The organism is Gilliamella sp. B3801 (assembly GCF_026536645.1).
Lineage (GTDB): Bacteria > Pseudomonadota > Gammaproteobacteria > Enterobacterales > Orbaceae > Gilliamella > Gilliamella apicola_I.
This window is the reverse complement of the sequence record NZ_JAFNNR010000013.1, coordinates 1-14,599: the sequence shown is the minus strand read 5'-3', so window position 1 is coordinate 14,599 and position 14,599 is coordinate 1. Positions and strand designations below refer to the sequence as shown.

Annotated in this window: 14 protein-coding genes and 1 pseudogene; 5 read left to right on the top strand and 10 right to left on the bottom strand. The window is 37.1% G+C overall.

From position 1 onward, the window contains the following. Position 1: 1 nt before the first annotated feature. From ilvM to J3U14_RS10570, 5 genes are all read left to right on the top strand, one after another. A complete protein-coding gene (ilvM, locus tag J3U14_RS10590) occupies positions 2 to 235 on the top strand; it encodes an acetolactate synthase 2 small subunit (RefSeq protein WP_267351038.1) in 234 nt (77 codons plus the stop codon). A 167-nt stretch (positions 236 to 402) separates the two neighbouring features. Continuing rightward, a complete protein-coding gene (locus J3U14_RS10585) occupies positions 403 to 1,332 on the top strand; it encodes a branched-chain amino acid transaminase (RefSeq protein WP_267351037.1) in 930 nt (309 codons plus the stop codon). A gap of 137 nt (positions 1,333 to 1,469) precedes the next feature. Continuing rightward, positions 1,470 to 3,320: a dihydroxy-acid dehydratase gene (gene ilvD, locus J3U14_RS10580; RefSeq protein ID WP_267351036.1), complete on the top strand. Its 1,851-nt coding sequence runs from the start codon at positions 1,470 to 1,472 to the stop codon at positions 3,318 to 3,320. 2 nt (positions 3,321 to 3,322) lie between these two features. Continuing rightward, positions 3,323 to 4,861, top strand: a complete 1,539-nt coding sequence (gene ilvA, locus J3U14_RS10575; protein WP_267351034.1) for a threonine ammonia-lyase, biosynthetic — start codon at positions 3,323 to 3,325, stop codon at positions 4,859 to 4,861. A gap of 101 nt (positions 4,862 to 4,962) precedes the next feature. Then, positions 4,963 to 5,943: a Gfo/Idh/MocA family protein gene (locus J3U14_RS10570; protein WP_267351033.1), complete on the top strand. Its 981-nt coding sequence runs from the start codon at positions 4,963 to 4,965 to the stop codon at positions 5,941 to 5,943. Positions 5,944 to 6,071: 128 nt separating this feature from the next. Here J3U14_RS10570 and J3U14_RS10565 read toward each other — a convergent pair whose 3' ends face one another. From J3U14_RS10565 to J3U14_RS11750, 10 genes and pseudogenes are all read right to left on the bottom strand, one after another. Further along, positions 6,072 to 6,992 carry an L-lactate dehydrogenase gene (locus J3U14_RS10565; protein ID WP_267351032.1) on the bottom strand — a complete coding sequence of 307 codons (921 nt, stop codon included), beginning with the start codon at positions 6,990 to 6,992 and terminating at the stop codon, positions 6,072 to 6,074. Between the two features lie 853 nt (positions 6,993 to 7,845). Beyond that, positions 7,846 to 8,331: a hypothetical protein gene (locus J3U14_RS10560; protein ID WP_267351031.1), complete on the bottom strand. Its 486-nt coding sequence runs from the start codon at positions 8,329 to 8,331 to the stop codon at positions 7,846 to 7,848. A gap of 11 nt (positions 8,332 to 8,342) precedes the next feature. Continuing rightward, on the bottom strand, positions 8,343 to 9,206 hold the full coding sequence (locus J3U14_RS10555; RefSeq protein ID WP_267351029.1) for a hypothetical protein: 864 nt from the start codon (positions 9,204 to 9,206) through the stop codon (positions 8,343 to 8,345). 101 nt (positions 9,207 to 9,307) lie between these two features. Then, positions 9,308 to 9,457, bottom strand: coding sequence for a hypothetical protein (locus J3U14_RS10550; protein ID WP_267351027.1), 150 nt, complete (start codon positions 9,455 to 9,457; stop codon positions 9,308 to 9,310). Positions 9,458 to 9,607: 150 nt separating this feature from the next. Beyond that, entirely contained in the window at positions 9,608 to 9,805 is a 198-nt protein-coding gene (locus J3U14_RS11755; protein ID WP_416380146.1) for a helix-turn-helix domain-containing protein, read from the bottom strand. Positions 9,806 to 9,953: 148 nt separating this feature from the next. After that, positions 9,954 to 11,111: a hypothetical protein gene (locus tag J3U14_RS10545; protein ID WP_267369676.1), complete on the bottom strand. Its 1,158-nt coding sequence runs from the start codon at positions 11,109 to 11,111 to the stop codon at positions 9,954 to 9,956. Positions 11,112 to 11,201: 90 nt separating this feature from the next. Continuing rightward, a complete protein-coding gene (locus tag J3U14_RS10540) occupies positions 11,202 to 12,359 on the bottom strand; it encodes a hypothetical protein (RefSeq protein WP_267369674.1) in 1,158 nt (385 codons plus the stop codon). Beyond that, the gene (locus tag J3U14_RS10535) at positions 12,359 to 13,372 is read right to left on the bottom strand and encodes a hypothetical protein (RefSeq protein WP_267351024.1); all 1,014 of its coding nucleotides are present in this window, start codon (positions 13,370 to 13,372) and stop codon (positions 12,359 to 12,361) included. The genes J3U14_RS10540 and J3U14_RS10535 overlap by 1 nt, the downstream gene beginning before the upstream one ends. A 7-nt stretch (positions 13,373 to 13,379) precedes the next feature. Next, positions 13,380 to 14,462 carry a DUF2345 domain-containing protein gene (locus tag J3U14_RS10530; protein ID WP_267369672.1) on the bottom strand — a complete coding sequence of 361 codons (1,083 nt, stop codon included), beginning with the start codon at positions 14,460 to 14,462 and terminating at the stop codon, positions 13,380 to 13,382. Positions 14,463 to 14,474: 12 nt separating this feature from the next. Then, positions 14,475 to 14,599: pseudogene (locus J3U14_RS11750) on the bottom strand (phage baseplate assembly protein V); the annotation flags it as partial.

Here is a 14,599-nt window from a genome sequence, read left to right as displayed (position 1 = left end):
GATGAGTAATAAAGAACAGCATCAATTTACTATCACCGCTTATGATAAATTAGGAACACTTGAGCGTATCTTACGGGTTATACGCCACCGTGGTGGTCACATAAAACAGATGCAAATGCAGACTAAAGATGATCAGATACTATCATTATCTTTAGCATTAACAACAAAACGCCCTATTTCAGCACTACTTAATCAGATCGACAAATTGGTAGACGTGATATCGATTGAAATATAGTTATTTTCAATAATAAATCATGATGAAATAATAAGTTAAATTTATAAAAGTATACACTTTAGCAGTTAAACAAAATCGATAGTATAGTATAATGCTTGACCGTTTATTGTTGAAAGCACCGAGCTATATCTATGCTAAACAAAAGTAAAATTTAAGAGGAAATAAAAATGAGTTCTACAGCAAAATCGGATTATATTTGGTTCAATGGTGAAATGGTTCCATGGGCAGATGCTAAAATTCATGTCATGTCTCATGCTTTACATTATGGTACTTCAGTTTTTGAAGGAGTTCGTTGTTATAAAACTCATCAAGGCCCTGCTATTTTCCGTCATAAAGAACATGCACAACGATTGCTAAATTCAGCCAAAATATACCGTTTTCCTGTTCCTTACACGATTGAAGAAATCATGGAAGCAACGCGTCAAACTATCAAGAAAAATAACTTAGAAAGTGCCTATATTCGTCCTCTTGTATTTATTGGTGATGTCGGTATGGGCGTTAATCCCCCTGCTGGTTATCAAACTGATGTCATGATTGCCGCTTTCCCTTGGGGTGCCTATTTAGGTGAAGATGCATTAGATCAAGGAATTGATGCGATGGTTTCTTCATGGAATCGTGTCGCATCCAATACCATTCCGGCAGCAGCAAAAGCTGGGGGCAACTACTTATCATCATTATTAATTGGCTCAGAAGCTCGTGCTAATGGTTTCCAAGAAGGGATTGCCTTAGATGTACATGGTCATCTTTCAGAAGGTGCGGGTGAAAATCTATTTATCATTAAAGACGGTGTACTATTCACCCCAGTATTATCTTGCTCTGCACTTCCTGGTATCACTCGTGATGCCGTATTAACGCTTGCTCGTGATTTGGGTATCGAAGTCCGTGAACAAATTTTATCGCGCGAATCACTCTATTTAGCTGACGAAGTCTTTATGACCGGTACCGCTGCCGAAATTACACCTGTACGAAGCGTTGACCGCATTCAAGTAGGTATTGGACGTTGTGGCCCAATCACTAAACAGATCCAACAAACATTCTTCGGGTTATTTAACGGTAAAACAGAAGATAAATATGGTTGGTTAGATATTATTAAATAATATCTCAAAAAATCCGCTAACTAATACGGCGGATAAATACTTTTTGTAATGTGATGCACATCAAAACATGATGGACTCATCAAAATGATAAACCGATTAAATCGGTCGCAAGTATAATAAGAACTTGGGAGCAACAAATGCCTAGATATCGATCAGCTACCTCCGTTGAAGGCAGAAATATGGCAGGAGCGCGCGCTTTATGGCGTGCTACTGGCGTAAAAAATGAAGATTTTGGTAAACCTATTATCGCCGTCGTAAACTCATTTACTCAGTTTGTACCGGGACATGTCCACCTTAAAGACATAGGACAACTAGTGGCTAAACAGATTGAAGCATCAGGTGGTATTGCTAAAGAGTTTAATACCATTGCAGTAGATGACGGTATTGCAATGGGGCATGGTGGTATGCTTTATTCGTTACCTTCACGTGAACTTATTGCCGATTCTGTAGAATACATGGTCAATGCGCACTGTGCTGATGCGATGATCTGCATCTCCAACTGTGACAAAATCACCCCCGGTATGTTAATGGCATCACTCCGTTTAAATATCCCAACGGTTTTTGTGTCTGGTGGCCCTATGGAAGCTGGAAAAACCAAGCTTTCAGATCAAATCATCAAACTTGATCTTGTTGATGCCATGATTCAAAGCGCCAACCCCAATGTCAGTGACGCAGACAGTAAAGCGATTGAAGAATCAGCCTGTCCGACGTGTGGCTCATGTTCAGGCATGTTTACAGCGAATTCAATGAACTGCTTAACCGAAGCTTTAGGGCTTTCGTTACCCGGTAATGGATCACTCATTGCCACTCACAAGCAACGTGAACAACTCTTTTTAAAAGCGGCCAAACGCATAGTTGAAATTACCAAACATTATTACGAACATGATGATGAATCTTATCTACCAAGAGCCATCGCCACCAAAGCAGCCTATGAAAATGCCATGTCACTCGATATTGCGATGGGAGGCTCGACCAATACCGTTTTACACTTGCTTGCGACAGCGCAAGAAGGCGAAATTGATTTTACGATGTCAGATATCGATCGACTATCTCGTCAAGTACCGCATCTGTGTAAAGTTGCGCCAAGTACAGCAAAATACCACATGGAAGATGTACACAGAGCGGGCGGTGTGGTATCCATCATGTCAGAACTTGACAAAGCAGGACTACTAAATCGCAATGTTCACAATGTGCTTGGACTGTCATTACAAGAAACCTTTGCACAATATGACATTACGCAAACACAAGATGAAGAAGTAAAAAAAATGTATCGCAGTGGGCCGGCTGGGATTCGTACAACGAAAGCATTTTCACAAGATTGTTATTGGGACACACTGGATGACGATCGGGAAAATGGTTGTATTCGTGACAAAGCGCATGCTTATAGCCAAGACGGCGGACTTGCCACACTCTATGGTAATGTTGCCCAAGATGGTGCTATCGTAAAAACAGCCAGTGTTGCCGCTGAAAACCTTGTGTTTAGAGGGCCTGCAAAAGTATTTGAAAGCCAAGAAGATGCAGTTGATGCCATTTTAGGTGGAAAAATAGTTGAAGGTGATGTCGTTGTGATCATCTATGAAGGTCCAAAAGGTGGGCCGGGAATGCAAGAAATGCTCTACCCTACCAGCTATTTAAAATCAATGGGACTTGGTAAAGCTTGTGCACTTATTACTGACGGTAGATTTTCAGGCGGATCATCAGGCTTATCCATTGGACATATTTCACCAGAAGCGGCTAACGGTGGCGTAATTGGTTTGGTACGTGATGGCGATATTATTGATATTGACATTCCTAATCGAAAATTAGTTTTAGATGTGCCTGAAGATGAACTAGAACGTCGTCGGGTGGCAGAGCTTACTCGTGGCGACAAAGCATTTACCCCTCATAATCGTGACCGCTATGTGTCGTTTGCCCTAAAAGCTTACGCAAGTTTAGCGACCAGTGCTGATAAAGGTGCTGTCCGCGATAAAAGTAAACTAGGTGGCTAAAAGTGAAACAACAAACAATACTGACTGGTGCTGATTATTTAAAAGCAACGCTTTGCAGTGCCGTATATGATGTGGCGCAAGTCACACCGCTGGAAAAAATGGATAAACTATCTGCCAGACTAAACAATCAGATATTTGTCAAACGTGAAGATCGTCAGCTAGTGCACAGTTTTAAAATTCGAGGTGCACAAGCGATGATCGCCAATCTTTCCCCAGAAGAGCGACAATGTGGCGTTATTGCTGCTTCAGCTGGAAACCACGCACAAGGTGTGGCATTTTCAGCTAGCAAATTAGGTATAAAATCGCTCATTGTTATGCCGTTAACGACAGCGGACATTAAAGTAGAAGCAGTAAAAGGATTCGGTGGTGAAGTTTTACTTTATGGTGCGAATTTTGACGAAGCCAAAGCCAAAGCCTTAGAATTAGCCAAAGAACAACGACGCATTTTTATTCCCCCTTTTGATCACCCACTGGTAATTGCCGGACAAGGCAGTATTGCCATGGAACTGTTGCAACAAAATGCCAAACTCGATCGCATATTTGTCCCCGTTGGCGGTGGTGGGCTTGCAGCAGGTATTGCAGTCCTAATTAAACAAATTATGCCATCGATTAAAGTCATTGCAGTTGAACCTGAAGATGCTGCCTGTTTAAAAGCCGCCTTAGATGCAGGTCACCCAGTTGAATTGAATCGAGTAGGATTATTTGCTGAAGGGGTTGCCGTTAAACGAATCGGCGATGAAACATTCAGACTTTGTCAACAATATATCGATGATATTATTACTGTTGATAGCGATGAAATTTGTGCGGCTGTCAAAGATTTATTTGATGATGTTCGTGCCATTGCTGAACCATCGGGTGCGGTCGCACTGGCGGGACTGAAAAAATACGTTGAAAAACACAATATTCAAGGTGAAAACCTTGCTCATATCTTATCGGGAGCTAATTTAAACTTCCATAATTTACGTTATGTGTCAGAACGCTGTGAATTAGGTGAAAAACGAGAAGTCTTAATCGCCGTGACGATTCCAGAGAAAAAAGGCAGTTTCCTAAAATTTTGTCAGATCTTGGGTGGGCGTTCAGTCACCGAATTTAATTACCGCTATCATGATGAAGAATCGGCATGCATTTTTGTGGGTGTTAAAATCACTAAAAATAGTGAAAAAGATGACATCATGCAACAACTCACTTCAGCGGGTTATCCCGTGGTTGACCTGACTGATGATGAAATGGCTAAACTGCATGTTCGCTATATGATTGGTGGCAAGCCTTGTCAGCCAATTCAAGAACAAGTTTACAGCTTTGAATTCCCAGAATCGCAAGGGGCATTACTCAAATTCTTACAAACACTTGGTACTAACTGGAATATCTCAATGTTCCATTACCGAAGCCATGGGACTGATTATGGTCGAGTTCTTGCTGCATTTGAAATTGACCAAACCAATAGCCATGATTTTGGTAAACACTTAACCGAATTAGGTTATGGTTTCCATAACGAAACCGAAAATCCATCGTTAAAACTCTTTTTAACCAATTCGCATTAAATAAAAGAAGACTATTCACTTTTACGGGCGATAATTAAAGTGGATAGTCTCTAAATCCTAACCAAATAGTTTAAACTTTTAAAAAAATAGATAGATTAACCATGATTAAATTAGCAACAATAGGCACCAATTGGATCACTGAAAAATTCATTGATGCGGCATTACAAACTAAACAATATCAATTAACCGCTATCTATTCCCGTGATATCAACAAAGCCAATGAACTGGCAAAAAAATACCAAGTTAATACGGTATTTGATAAGCTCACTGAGCTCGCTCAATATGCCAATGTCGACGTTGTTTACATTGCCAGCCCAAACTCACTCCATTTTGAACAAGCCAAATTGATGTTGGAAAATAATAAAGATGTAATATGTGAAAAACCATTAACCTCGAATTTGACGCAAACCCAAACATTAATTAACATTGCCAAACAACATAAAAAACTCATTTTTGAGGCACTTAAAACCGTTTATTTGCCCAATTATCAATTAATTCGGGATTATCTTCCAAAGTTAGGAAGAATTCGCAAAGCACTACTCAACTACTGTCAATATTCTAGCCGTTACGAAAGTTATTTAAATGGCAATAATCCCAACACGTTTAATCCCACCTTTTCAAATGGTTCCATAATGGATATTGGAGTTTACCCACTCAATTTTGGACTAGGATTATGGGGATATCCAAATAAAATAAATGCCAGTGCGACAAAACTTGCGTCAGGTGTCGATGCGCATGGCAGTGTCTTACTTAATTATGACGACTTTGAGGTCATCATTTGGCATTCAAAAGTCAGTAACTCTTATCTTCCTAGTGAAATTCAAGGCGAAAATGGATCGCTTATTATTGAAAATCTTGCCACTTGTGAGCGCGTTATTTATCAACCAAGAATCGGTGAAAAAAAAGAAATCACCCTTACACAACACAATAATGATATGTATTACGAAGCAGAAGAATTCGCTAAGCTATATCGACAACGCAACGTAGATCATAACGGTTTAGCCTATTCGATACTATCATCAACAATCTTGACTGAAATCAGAAAGCAAACAAGTGTGGTGTTTCCTGCCGATCAACCTTAACCATTTAAAAAATATACAAAAGGAAATAATAAGTTGCCAAACCTTTATAGCAGAACGCTAACTAACATTAGCGTTCCGGGTGATATATCCGTTGACTGAGTATAAAACAACTATCAGACCAAACACGCTTATTTAATATGTGCAATATAACCTTTAATAATCTCGACACTATTTTTAAATAACTGCTTTTCATTATCTGAAAAATCTAACTCAATAATTTTTTTGATACCATGCTGATCTAAAATCGCAGGTACACCTATTGCCACATCTTGATAACCATACTCCCCATGTAAAATACAACTTAATGCTAACGCACGATGGCTGTTAGTAAAAATATGCTGACAAATTTCAGTAATCGTACTGGCGATACCATATTCGGTACAATGCTTAAATTTAGCAATTTCAAAACCTTTATTCTTCGCTTTGCTGCCAATATCATTAAAATCGATTCTATTTTTTTCTAGATGATTAAGGTTAATGCCATAAACCGATGAATGCGACCAAACAGGAAATTGTGAATCGCCATGCTCGCCAACAATAAACGCATCGATACTTTGTGGACCAATATCCATTTGTTCCCCCAATAAACGACGTAATCTTACTGTATCAAGCCAAACCCCGGTACCAATAATCCGATGACGGGGTAAACCTGATAATTGCCAAACTTGGTAAGTAATCGCATCACAAGGGTTAGTCGCCACTAAAAAAATCCCTTTAAAACCATTTTTCATCATATCTGGCACAATCGTTGCAACAATTTTTGACGTGCCAGCTAGCTCCTCCGCTCGGCTTTTTTGCGCTAATCCCGAAGTAACCGTAATAATCGCAATATCAATATCAGCACAATCATTGGCATCACGTAAACTGACTTTAATCATGTTTTGCCGATAAGCAGCCGCATCTAATAAATCCTGAGCATGTCCATAAACCCGATCTTTATTTACATCAACCAGTACAATTTCTTCACAAATACCACGATTAACCAAGGTATAAGCCGTCGTGGATCCCACATTCCCTACTCCAATAATCATGACTTTACGTAGTTTCATAATAAACTCCAATTATTTGAAAAATGAAATAAAATCAATAGAAATACAGATACGAAAGGGTTTGTTATCACAGCGTTAGTATTGCATATTCTTGTGTAAACGGGGAATCGTTTTCTTATGTTAATAGTGTTCATGTTGAAGCAGTTTATTGTATTAGAACACTAAATCTAGTTTGGTGTTATTATCTGCCGGTTCGGTTTATTTCAGTATATATAGGGAATATAAATTTTTATATAAATCTGATAATTTTTCTTGCGGTTTATCCCTGTGTATATAGGGAACACACTACAGTCAATTACGACTAACCGCACTGGACGGCGGTTTATCCCTGTGTATACAGGGAACACATTTACGTACATTTTCACGCCATTCTGAATTTACGGTTTATCCCTATGTATACAGGGAACACGATTGCATTTTTGAATAAATCGTTGCCGTTTTTGGTTTATCCCAGTGTGTACAGGGAACACCATGGTTCTAATCCAGCTCTAATCTAAAGCCTAAGTTTATTCCTATGTATATTTAGCAAACACATATTTTTGAGTATAAAATTTAGCAGTAGACAGTTTTAATCGTTATATAAATAACCTCCAAATGAAACATAAGGGAAATGTGTACGTAACCTATTACTGCTGAAGGCAAGTTTTAAGCCAATTTATAAGCAACAGTTGAAATAAGAGTAACGTAATAATTGTAAAATAAAATAATGGCGATTAAATACCTTTTTAAAAGGCGGATTTACGATAAATTTTTAACTGGATGTTTCATAAAAAAAAACCTCTTAACTTATTTAATTAATAGATGAGGTTATTATGATATTAGCAGTTAGATAAGTAATTTGAACTGAGGCAGATTAATTGGTTTCATTTTTTTCTTCAATAAAACGTTTTAATGACCACGGTAACTGAATTGATGCTAGAAAACAAAAACATGCCGAAAATGTAATTATATACGGAATCACATTTTGAGTTGTTTCCAAGACGCTTTTGTAAAATATACTTTCAGACATTGGCGCATTTTCTAACAAGAAACCTATAAAAATGGTTAATAGAACAAAAAGGTATAAAACAAATAAGCTCGAAAAACGTATAAAACGAATATTAAAGTTATCATGTTTTCTAATTTTTTCTGCTGATGAATCTTCTTTATTAAATATTGCCAACTCGCCAATTGCCGCAATTACAATAAATAAGAAACCAGACAAAATGGAAAAAGTATTGACAATTAAATTCATAGCATCTTTATTTTTTGTTACTGTTGATGAAAACAAATAACTAATTAATGCTGATACAAGAATATTTAATAATAGATAACAACTAAATTTTTTATCCAAATTCACATTAAATTCTCTTATTCATCTTTAGTTATAGATAAAAAAACATTACAAACATCAGACCAATGAACCGTGTTGGTTTTACCATTTGGAGTAAGATATAGTATATAACTTTTTTTTAAACCTTTGCCATCTATTCTATGGTTTTTTTTAGTTACAATAAATATATTCTTTTCAGAATCAACAGAGTCTAATTCTAAATAATTCAGTGCATTGCAAGGGTTTTCTTGCATGTTTTTTATTATTTGTGGCATTCCTTTTTTTCCTAATATTAATGTACCACAATAATTTTGCTTCGCTTGTTTTTCTTTTTCTTTTTTAAACATCTTTGTGAAAGCATTTTCTTGCTGAAACCCTAATGACAGTAGGTCAAAAACACCTTCGACTTCAATGTGTTTTATTTTTTCATTTTTAATGATATTTATATCATCGTAATTAATTTCATTTACAATGCTTAGTCCACTTTTCTTAAGCAATTTGAAGAATGTAACCTCCAGTCGTTTCAGAATATTTAACGTCGATATGGTAGTGAATGCCCATAACTTATTACCTTTTATAGCAACAAAAAGATGACAAATATCAGCATCATTGACTACCTCAGAAGTAATACTGTCATTAGCATCCTGCTTAGTAGTTGATATATCAATTTTTTCATCATACCAACTAAAAAAAACTATCAATATTTCATCTTGTGTCTTATGTTTTCGACATTTTATATGAACACTATCTCGAACATCCAAGGATTTATTTTTAAGCTTTAAAATAGCATTTAAAACATCTGTTTGAAATGAAATTGCCTCAGATCCTTTATAGGACGCAATAAATTTTTGCACTGTAATTTGTTTAGTATATGGAAGTTCTTTTTTTTCTCTAAAACTCATTATTCTTTATCCCTAATTCCTTACATAAAAATACTTTTTACTCGCTACAATTTTTTTGCTTCTCAACTTCTTTGAATTGTTCTAATCGCCTATTTGCATCTTCAAAGCAGCGTTTTATCAATAACATTACCAACCCCAAAACCACCTAAAAAAGATAAAACGGAACGACCATCAAATTCGCTTTCCTTTTCAATAAAGTCCATAAAACCATTAGCTTTCGCTTGTTCGAGAGCAATTTCACGACACGACATAGTGTCCTTTTCATATTGAGTTAACTCCTTTGTCGACCATAATTTTTAGTGGCACTTCCAGTTAAACATAACAACATACACAACAATAAACATAGTTTTTTATTTTATTTCTAATCTTTATTAATAATATTAATTCTCTCCACACAACTCTCATCGGTTTTTCCTATGTGTATAGTGAAAATTACTTACCCTTAAGATATGTGCCAATAAATCGAGGTCTTTTGGCTTGTTGGTTCCGTTTTCCCATTTAGAAACCGCTGCCCTTGAAATGTTACCCATTTTTTTTCCGATCTCTGCCTGGCTCAATCCCCGTTTACATCTAGCTATTTTTATTCGTTCTCCAAGCATTTTTACTCCGATATACTGTTTATTGTTAACACAGATATAAACGGTTTATCTAAATATATTAGCAATAAATTATGTATTGGTTTCATCATTAATGAGACGATTAACCCTTTATACAGGGAACACATTCACTACAACATATTTAATCAAACTAAGGTTTAGGGTGAAAATCATCTATCTGATCTCGCCATTTATTATAATTCCAAGTGACCACTTTGGTTTTCAGCGTTTCCAAATAATCGAATGCCGCTTTTTTTTCGGTTGGGGTAAGCTGTTGCTCTAAACGATTTTGGATTTCTTTGTTATATTCCCAAACCGGTGGTAGTTGCTCTGCATCCCACGCCAAATTGTTGTCTATCTCGATAATTTTTTGTTTTGCATAATCACTTAACCGTGACCAGGCATAGGCTTTGACCGGATCTTGCTCCCGTCCTAAACCATATAAATAGGCTTCAGTCATGCGCAATATGCCTATAATTGAGCTATGCTCTGCCATTAGCTGGGCATAATCTATCGCCTGTTTTAAATCGTCTGATTTTAATGCTCTGCGGTATTCGGTTAATTTATTCAGCTGTCCATATTTCTGATCTTTATAATGGTCACCTTGTTGAAATAACATACGGGCTATTAAATCTTCGTAACAATGATAGCCACCTTCAATGGCGTAATTAAAATACTCAATACTTTTTTCTAATTGCTCATCTGGACAGGGTCGCGCCATGCCTTGTTCATCATACCAACAAAACCCCATTTGCCAACCTTTTTCATAGGCAAAATAGGGATATTTTAAATCGGCAAACTTATCCCATAAGTACCATTGTATTTTAGAACTTTTAAACACCTCTGGTTCAACTAACGGGTTACCAGCACTATCCACTAACTTATCCCGATACTTGCGCATAAATTCTGTAAATGAGATCATCCCTTCTTCTTTGTTATCTTCATCAAAGTGTTTCTGCCAAGTAAGGAGAGAGTAATAATATGGCATGGCATTTTTATCCCATTGCCAGGCATGTTTTAGAAATTTTATCAATTGGTCAGGATTAACCACACCATAAAATACGCCATCGTTAAATGCTGATTGATACAGCTTTTTAGCTTCGTCTATACGTAATAATTGATTTTCAGGAATGGTTGAAGAGTAAATTGTAAAGTCCATAGGTAAGTTTTCGGATTCAACAAAACCAACATTGACTTGGCTATCGAGTGATTGATTAAAATATAATTGATAAAGGCTAATAACCATTATCACACTCATTGCTAGCATGACTATTTTGAACTTTGAACGTTTCAATTTTCTATTCTTCATACGCTATTCTCTGCACTAAAATTCACGCTATCCAGATTAATCATTATTATTCAACCTTAAATTTTACTGACTACAATATCGTCAAATAAATTACGGTTTAGGGTGAAAATCATCTATTTGATCGCGCCATTTATTATAATTCCAAGTGACCACTTTGGTTTTCAGCGTTTCCAAATAATCTAATGCCGCTTGTTTTTCGGCTGGGGTAAGCTGTTGTTCTAAACGATTTTGGATTTCTTTGTTATATTCCCAAACCGGTGGTAGTTGATAAGCATGCCATGCTGAATTCTTGCCTATCTCGATAATTTTTTGTTTTGCATAATCACTTAACCGTGACCAGGCATAGGCTTTAACCGGATCTTGCTCCCGTCCTAGACCATATAAATAGGCTTCAGTCATGCGCAATATGCCTATAATTGAGCTATGCTCGGCCATTAGCTGCGCATAATCTATCGCCTGTTTTAAATCGTCTGATTTTAATGCTCTGCGGTATTCAGTTAATTTATTCAGTTGTTTATATTTCTGATCTTTATAATGACGACCTTGTTGAAATAACATGCGGGCTATTAAATTTTCGTAGCAATGATAGCCTCCTTCAATGGCATAGTTTAAATATTCAATACTTTTTTCTAATTGTTCATCGGTACTTGGTCGCATCATTCCTTGTTCATCAAACCAACGAGGCGCGTAATTAATAGCCTTTTGATATGCAAAATACGGGTATTTTAAATCGGCAAACTTATCCCATAAATACCATTGTATTTTAGAACTTTTAAACACCTCTGGTTCTACTAACGGGTTACCAGCACTATCTACTAACTTATCCCGATATTTGCGCATAAATTCTGTAAATGAGATCATCCCTTCTTCTTTGTTATCTTCATCAAAATGTTTCTGCCAAGTAAGGAGAGAGTAATAATATGGCATGGCATTTTTATCCCATTGCCAGGCATGTTTTAGAAATTTTATCAATTGGTCAGGATTAACCACACCATAAAATACGCCATCGTCAAATGCTGATTCATACAGCTTTTTAGCTTCGTCTATACGTAATAATTGATTTTCAGGAATGGTTGAAGAGTAAATTGTAAAGTCCATAGGTACATTTTCCGGTTGATTATGTTCACTGTTTAGATTTTGCATATTGTTTTTATAAAAACAAATTGAACCAATAACAAAACAAATTCCAATTACAAATGCTATAACATTTTTCGGTATCAATTTTGTTATTCTATTTAAATCATTCATTAATTATACTCCAAATCATTTTGATTAAAGACGTCCACTTCGACAATACGATCTTCTAATTCGCCATGATTAAATACTCGGCATGGAAGAATTTGACTATTATTTCCAAGCTTCTCTATTTCTTCATAAATTGGATATAACCTTGGTAGATCTAAATTATTTTCTTTGACAAAATTTTCATATTTTTCCTTTAAATCTTTTATTCTATGTCCGCTCCAAATTCCTAGATCAGCATACCCCCATAAAACTGACGGTTTATGTCTGAAATTATCAACCCAATTTTTTAAAGAATTAGATTTATATTTTATTTGCTCATTAATTGAATTATAAACTTCTTTTTTTGAAATTTCTGTATAGCTACCATCGAACTGATCTACGTCATAACAAATATCACTGCCACAATAAGAAGGCAGTTCAACCCTTGTAAAACTCGCATAAGTCACTTGTCCTAAACAACGAGTTTCTTGTAATTCTGAAATGGTTTTCGCTAAACAAATTTGATTTTCTATTTTTTCTTTATTTTTCGTATCTTCATAAGCGGCACCCCGACAGGAGTGTAAAACAAAAATGCCCTCATTCGGGTGCCAGGGTAAACGCTCCATGTTATCATTTTCGTCAAAGTAAATTTTATTGTCTTCCCTAAAAGTCAAATATTCTTCGCCACCATGACCAAAATAATGGACTTGCCATAATGCGTATTTATTTGCTGTTTCAGGGTTGATAAGTTCGTTATATAACTTTGTCCATTCCGCTTTAAATTGTGGTGGATGTTCGAAACCTTTTATAATTCTAACTTCAGCATCGGGATATTTAAACTCTAATCGTTCTTTTTTAAATTCGGCAGCTCTTAAAAAGCTTGCAGCTCCCCCACCACCATAAGAAAATAATACAAATAAAGGCGTTGGTACATTTTTTAGCACGACTTCTTGAACAGCAATATTTCCACCTTCAGGTTTTGTTGTTTGGGCTGTAAATACAGATCCACTTTCTGATTTTCCCTTGTCATTAGCCATAATTAACTTACCTGCTTATCATTTCTATGGTTATTGTTTCGTTTTCATTTATAGTATGAAAGGCTTTTGTATATCCTTTTTCATCTGTTTTACCTTGCACTTTTCTACCGTCAGGCAGCGTGGCAATGTAAGGCTCGTTGGCATAGATTTTTCCGGTTTCATCTTTGCAAATAAATTTCACGGCATAATCACCTATCATATCGGGCAACGCTAACAAGGCGCTATTTATCGTTGTTGCCCCCATTTTTTGTAGGACATTACACTTCATGTACACATTATTCGGTGTGCCCAGAACAATGCCTTTTTCGCTAATTTCAATATACGAACCGCCACACATTAAGGTGATTTTTTTGCTGGCGGTTAATGTCATTTTGCCGTCTACACTGTCAATGTTGACATTTTGTTTCGCTGCCATATTGAGGTTGGCATTTTGGGCTTGTATGTCAATATCCCCTTGGTTGGCAAAGACCTTCATCCCCGATTGGTGAGCAAATAACCCTATCGCATCGCCCGATGCCAGCGTGATGTTTTTTAATGCCGTGATGTCAGTCTGGTTTTCAGCGGTGACACTCACGCTGTTACCGGTTGATAGCTGGATGTTTTCGGGACTGGTTAACGCAATGCCTTGCTGAGCGTAAGCTAATATGCCACTTTGCGCCAGACCAGTTAAGTTTGCCTTGAGCTGGTCTTGGCTGTCGGTGTCAGCGCCGTGGGCTTCGGCTTGATTGGCGGCATTTTGTAGTGATTTGGCAATCGATAAGGCGTTTTCTATCTGGCTAATTGCGCCCTGCATATCCAACTGTTTACCCTGCGCTTTCGGCTCGGTCTGGCTGGTCAGGTATAAACCTTTTTCAGCCGCTATCGCCCCCCATTCATCTGTGCGCAGTTCAAACCCTTCGCCCCGTAATTCTTTTTTTTGGTTGACTAAGTGACCCAGATTAAGTTGCGTTTTGCCGTATTCGGTTGCCAGCTTGATATGCTCTTGTCCCCGTTTGTCATCCATGCGCAATTTGTTATTGGTGGGGGTGCGAATCACATTACGGTGTTTGTTTATGGTGGTGACATGGTCGGGGTGGGCACTGTCGTGCATGGCATGGGCGATATACGGGCGGTCAGGATTGCCGTCCATAAAGGCCATGGCGACTTCCGTGCCGTCTATTAGCGGAAAATGAAAGCCATAAGTGCCTCCGGCATACGGTTTTGCCAGTCTTACCCATAAACTTTCAT

Bases quoted from the DNA above. Each gene is read 5' to 3' on its own strand.
- ilvM (WP_267351038.1), top strand. From the start codon at position 2: ATGAGTAATAAAGAACAGCATCAATTTACTATCACCGCTTATGATAAA.
- J3U14_RS10585 (WP_267351037.1), top strand. From the start codon at position 403: ATGAGTTCTACAGCAAAATCGGATTATATTTGGTTCAATGGTGAAATG.
- ilvD (WP_267351036.1), top strand. From the start codon at position 1,470: ATGCCTAGATATCGATCAGCTACCTCCGTTGAAGGCAGAAATATGGCA.
- J3U14_RS10570 (WP_267351033.1), top strand. From the start codon at position 4,963: ATGATTAAATTAGCAACAATAGGCACCAATTGGATCACTGAAAAATTC.
- J3U14_RS10565 (WP_267351032.1), bottom strand. From the start codon at position 6,992: ATGAAACTACGTAAAGTCATGATTATTGGAGTAGGGAATGTGGGATCC.
- J3U14_RS10555 (WP_267351029.1), bottom strand. From the start codon at position 9,206: ATGAGTTTTAGAGAAAAAAAAGAACTTCCATATACTAAACAAATTACA.
- J3U14_RS10550 (WP_267351027.1), bottom strand. From the start codon at position 9,457: ATGTCGTGTCGTGAAATTGCTCTCGAACAAGCGAAAGCTAATGGTTTT.
- J3U14_RS11755 (WP_416380146.1), bottom strand. From the start codon at position 9,805: ATGCTTGGAGAACGAATAAAAATAGCTAGATGTAAACGGGGATTGAGC.
- J3U14_RS10545 (WP_267369676.1), bottom strand. From the start codon at position 11,111: ATGAAGAATAGAAAATTGAAACGTTCAAAGTTCAAAATAGTCATGCTA.
- J3U14_RS10540 (WP_267369674.1), bottom strand. From the start codon at position 12,359: ATGAATGATTTAAATAGAATAACAAAATTGATACCGAAAAATGTTATA.
- J3U14_RS10535 (WP_267351024.1), bottom strand. From the start codon at position 13,372: ATGGCTAATGACAAGGGAAAATCAGAAAGTGGATCTGTATTTACAGCC.
- J3U14_RS10530 (WP_267369672.1), bottom strand. From the start codon at position 14,462: ATGCACGACAGTGCCCACCCCGACCATGTCACCACCATAAACAAACAC.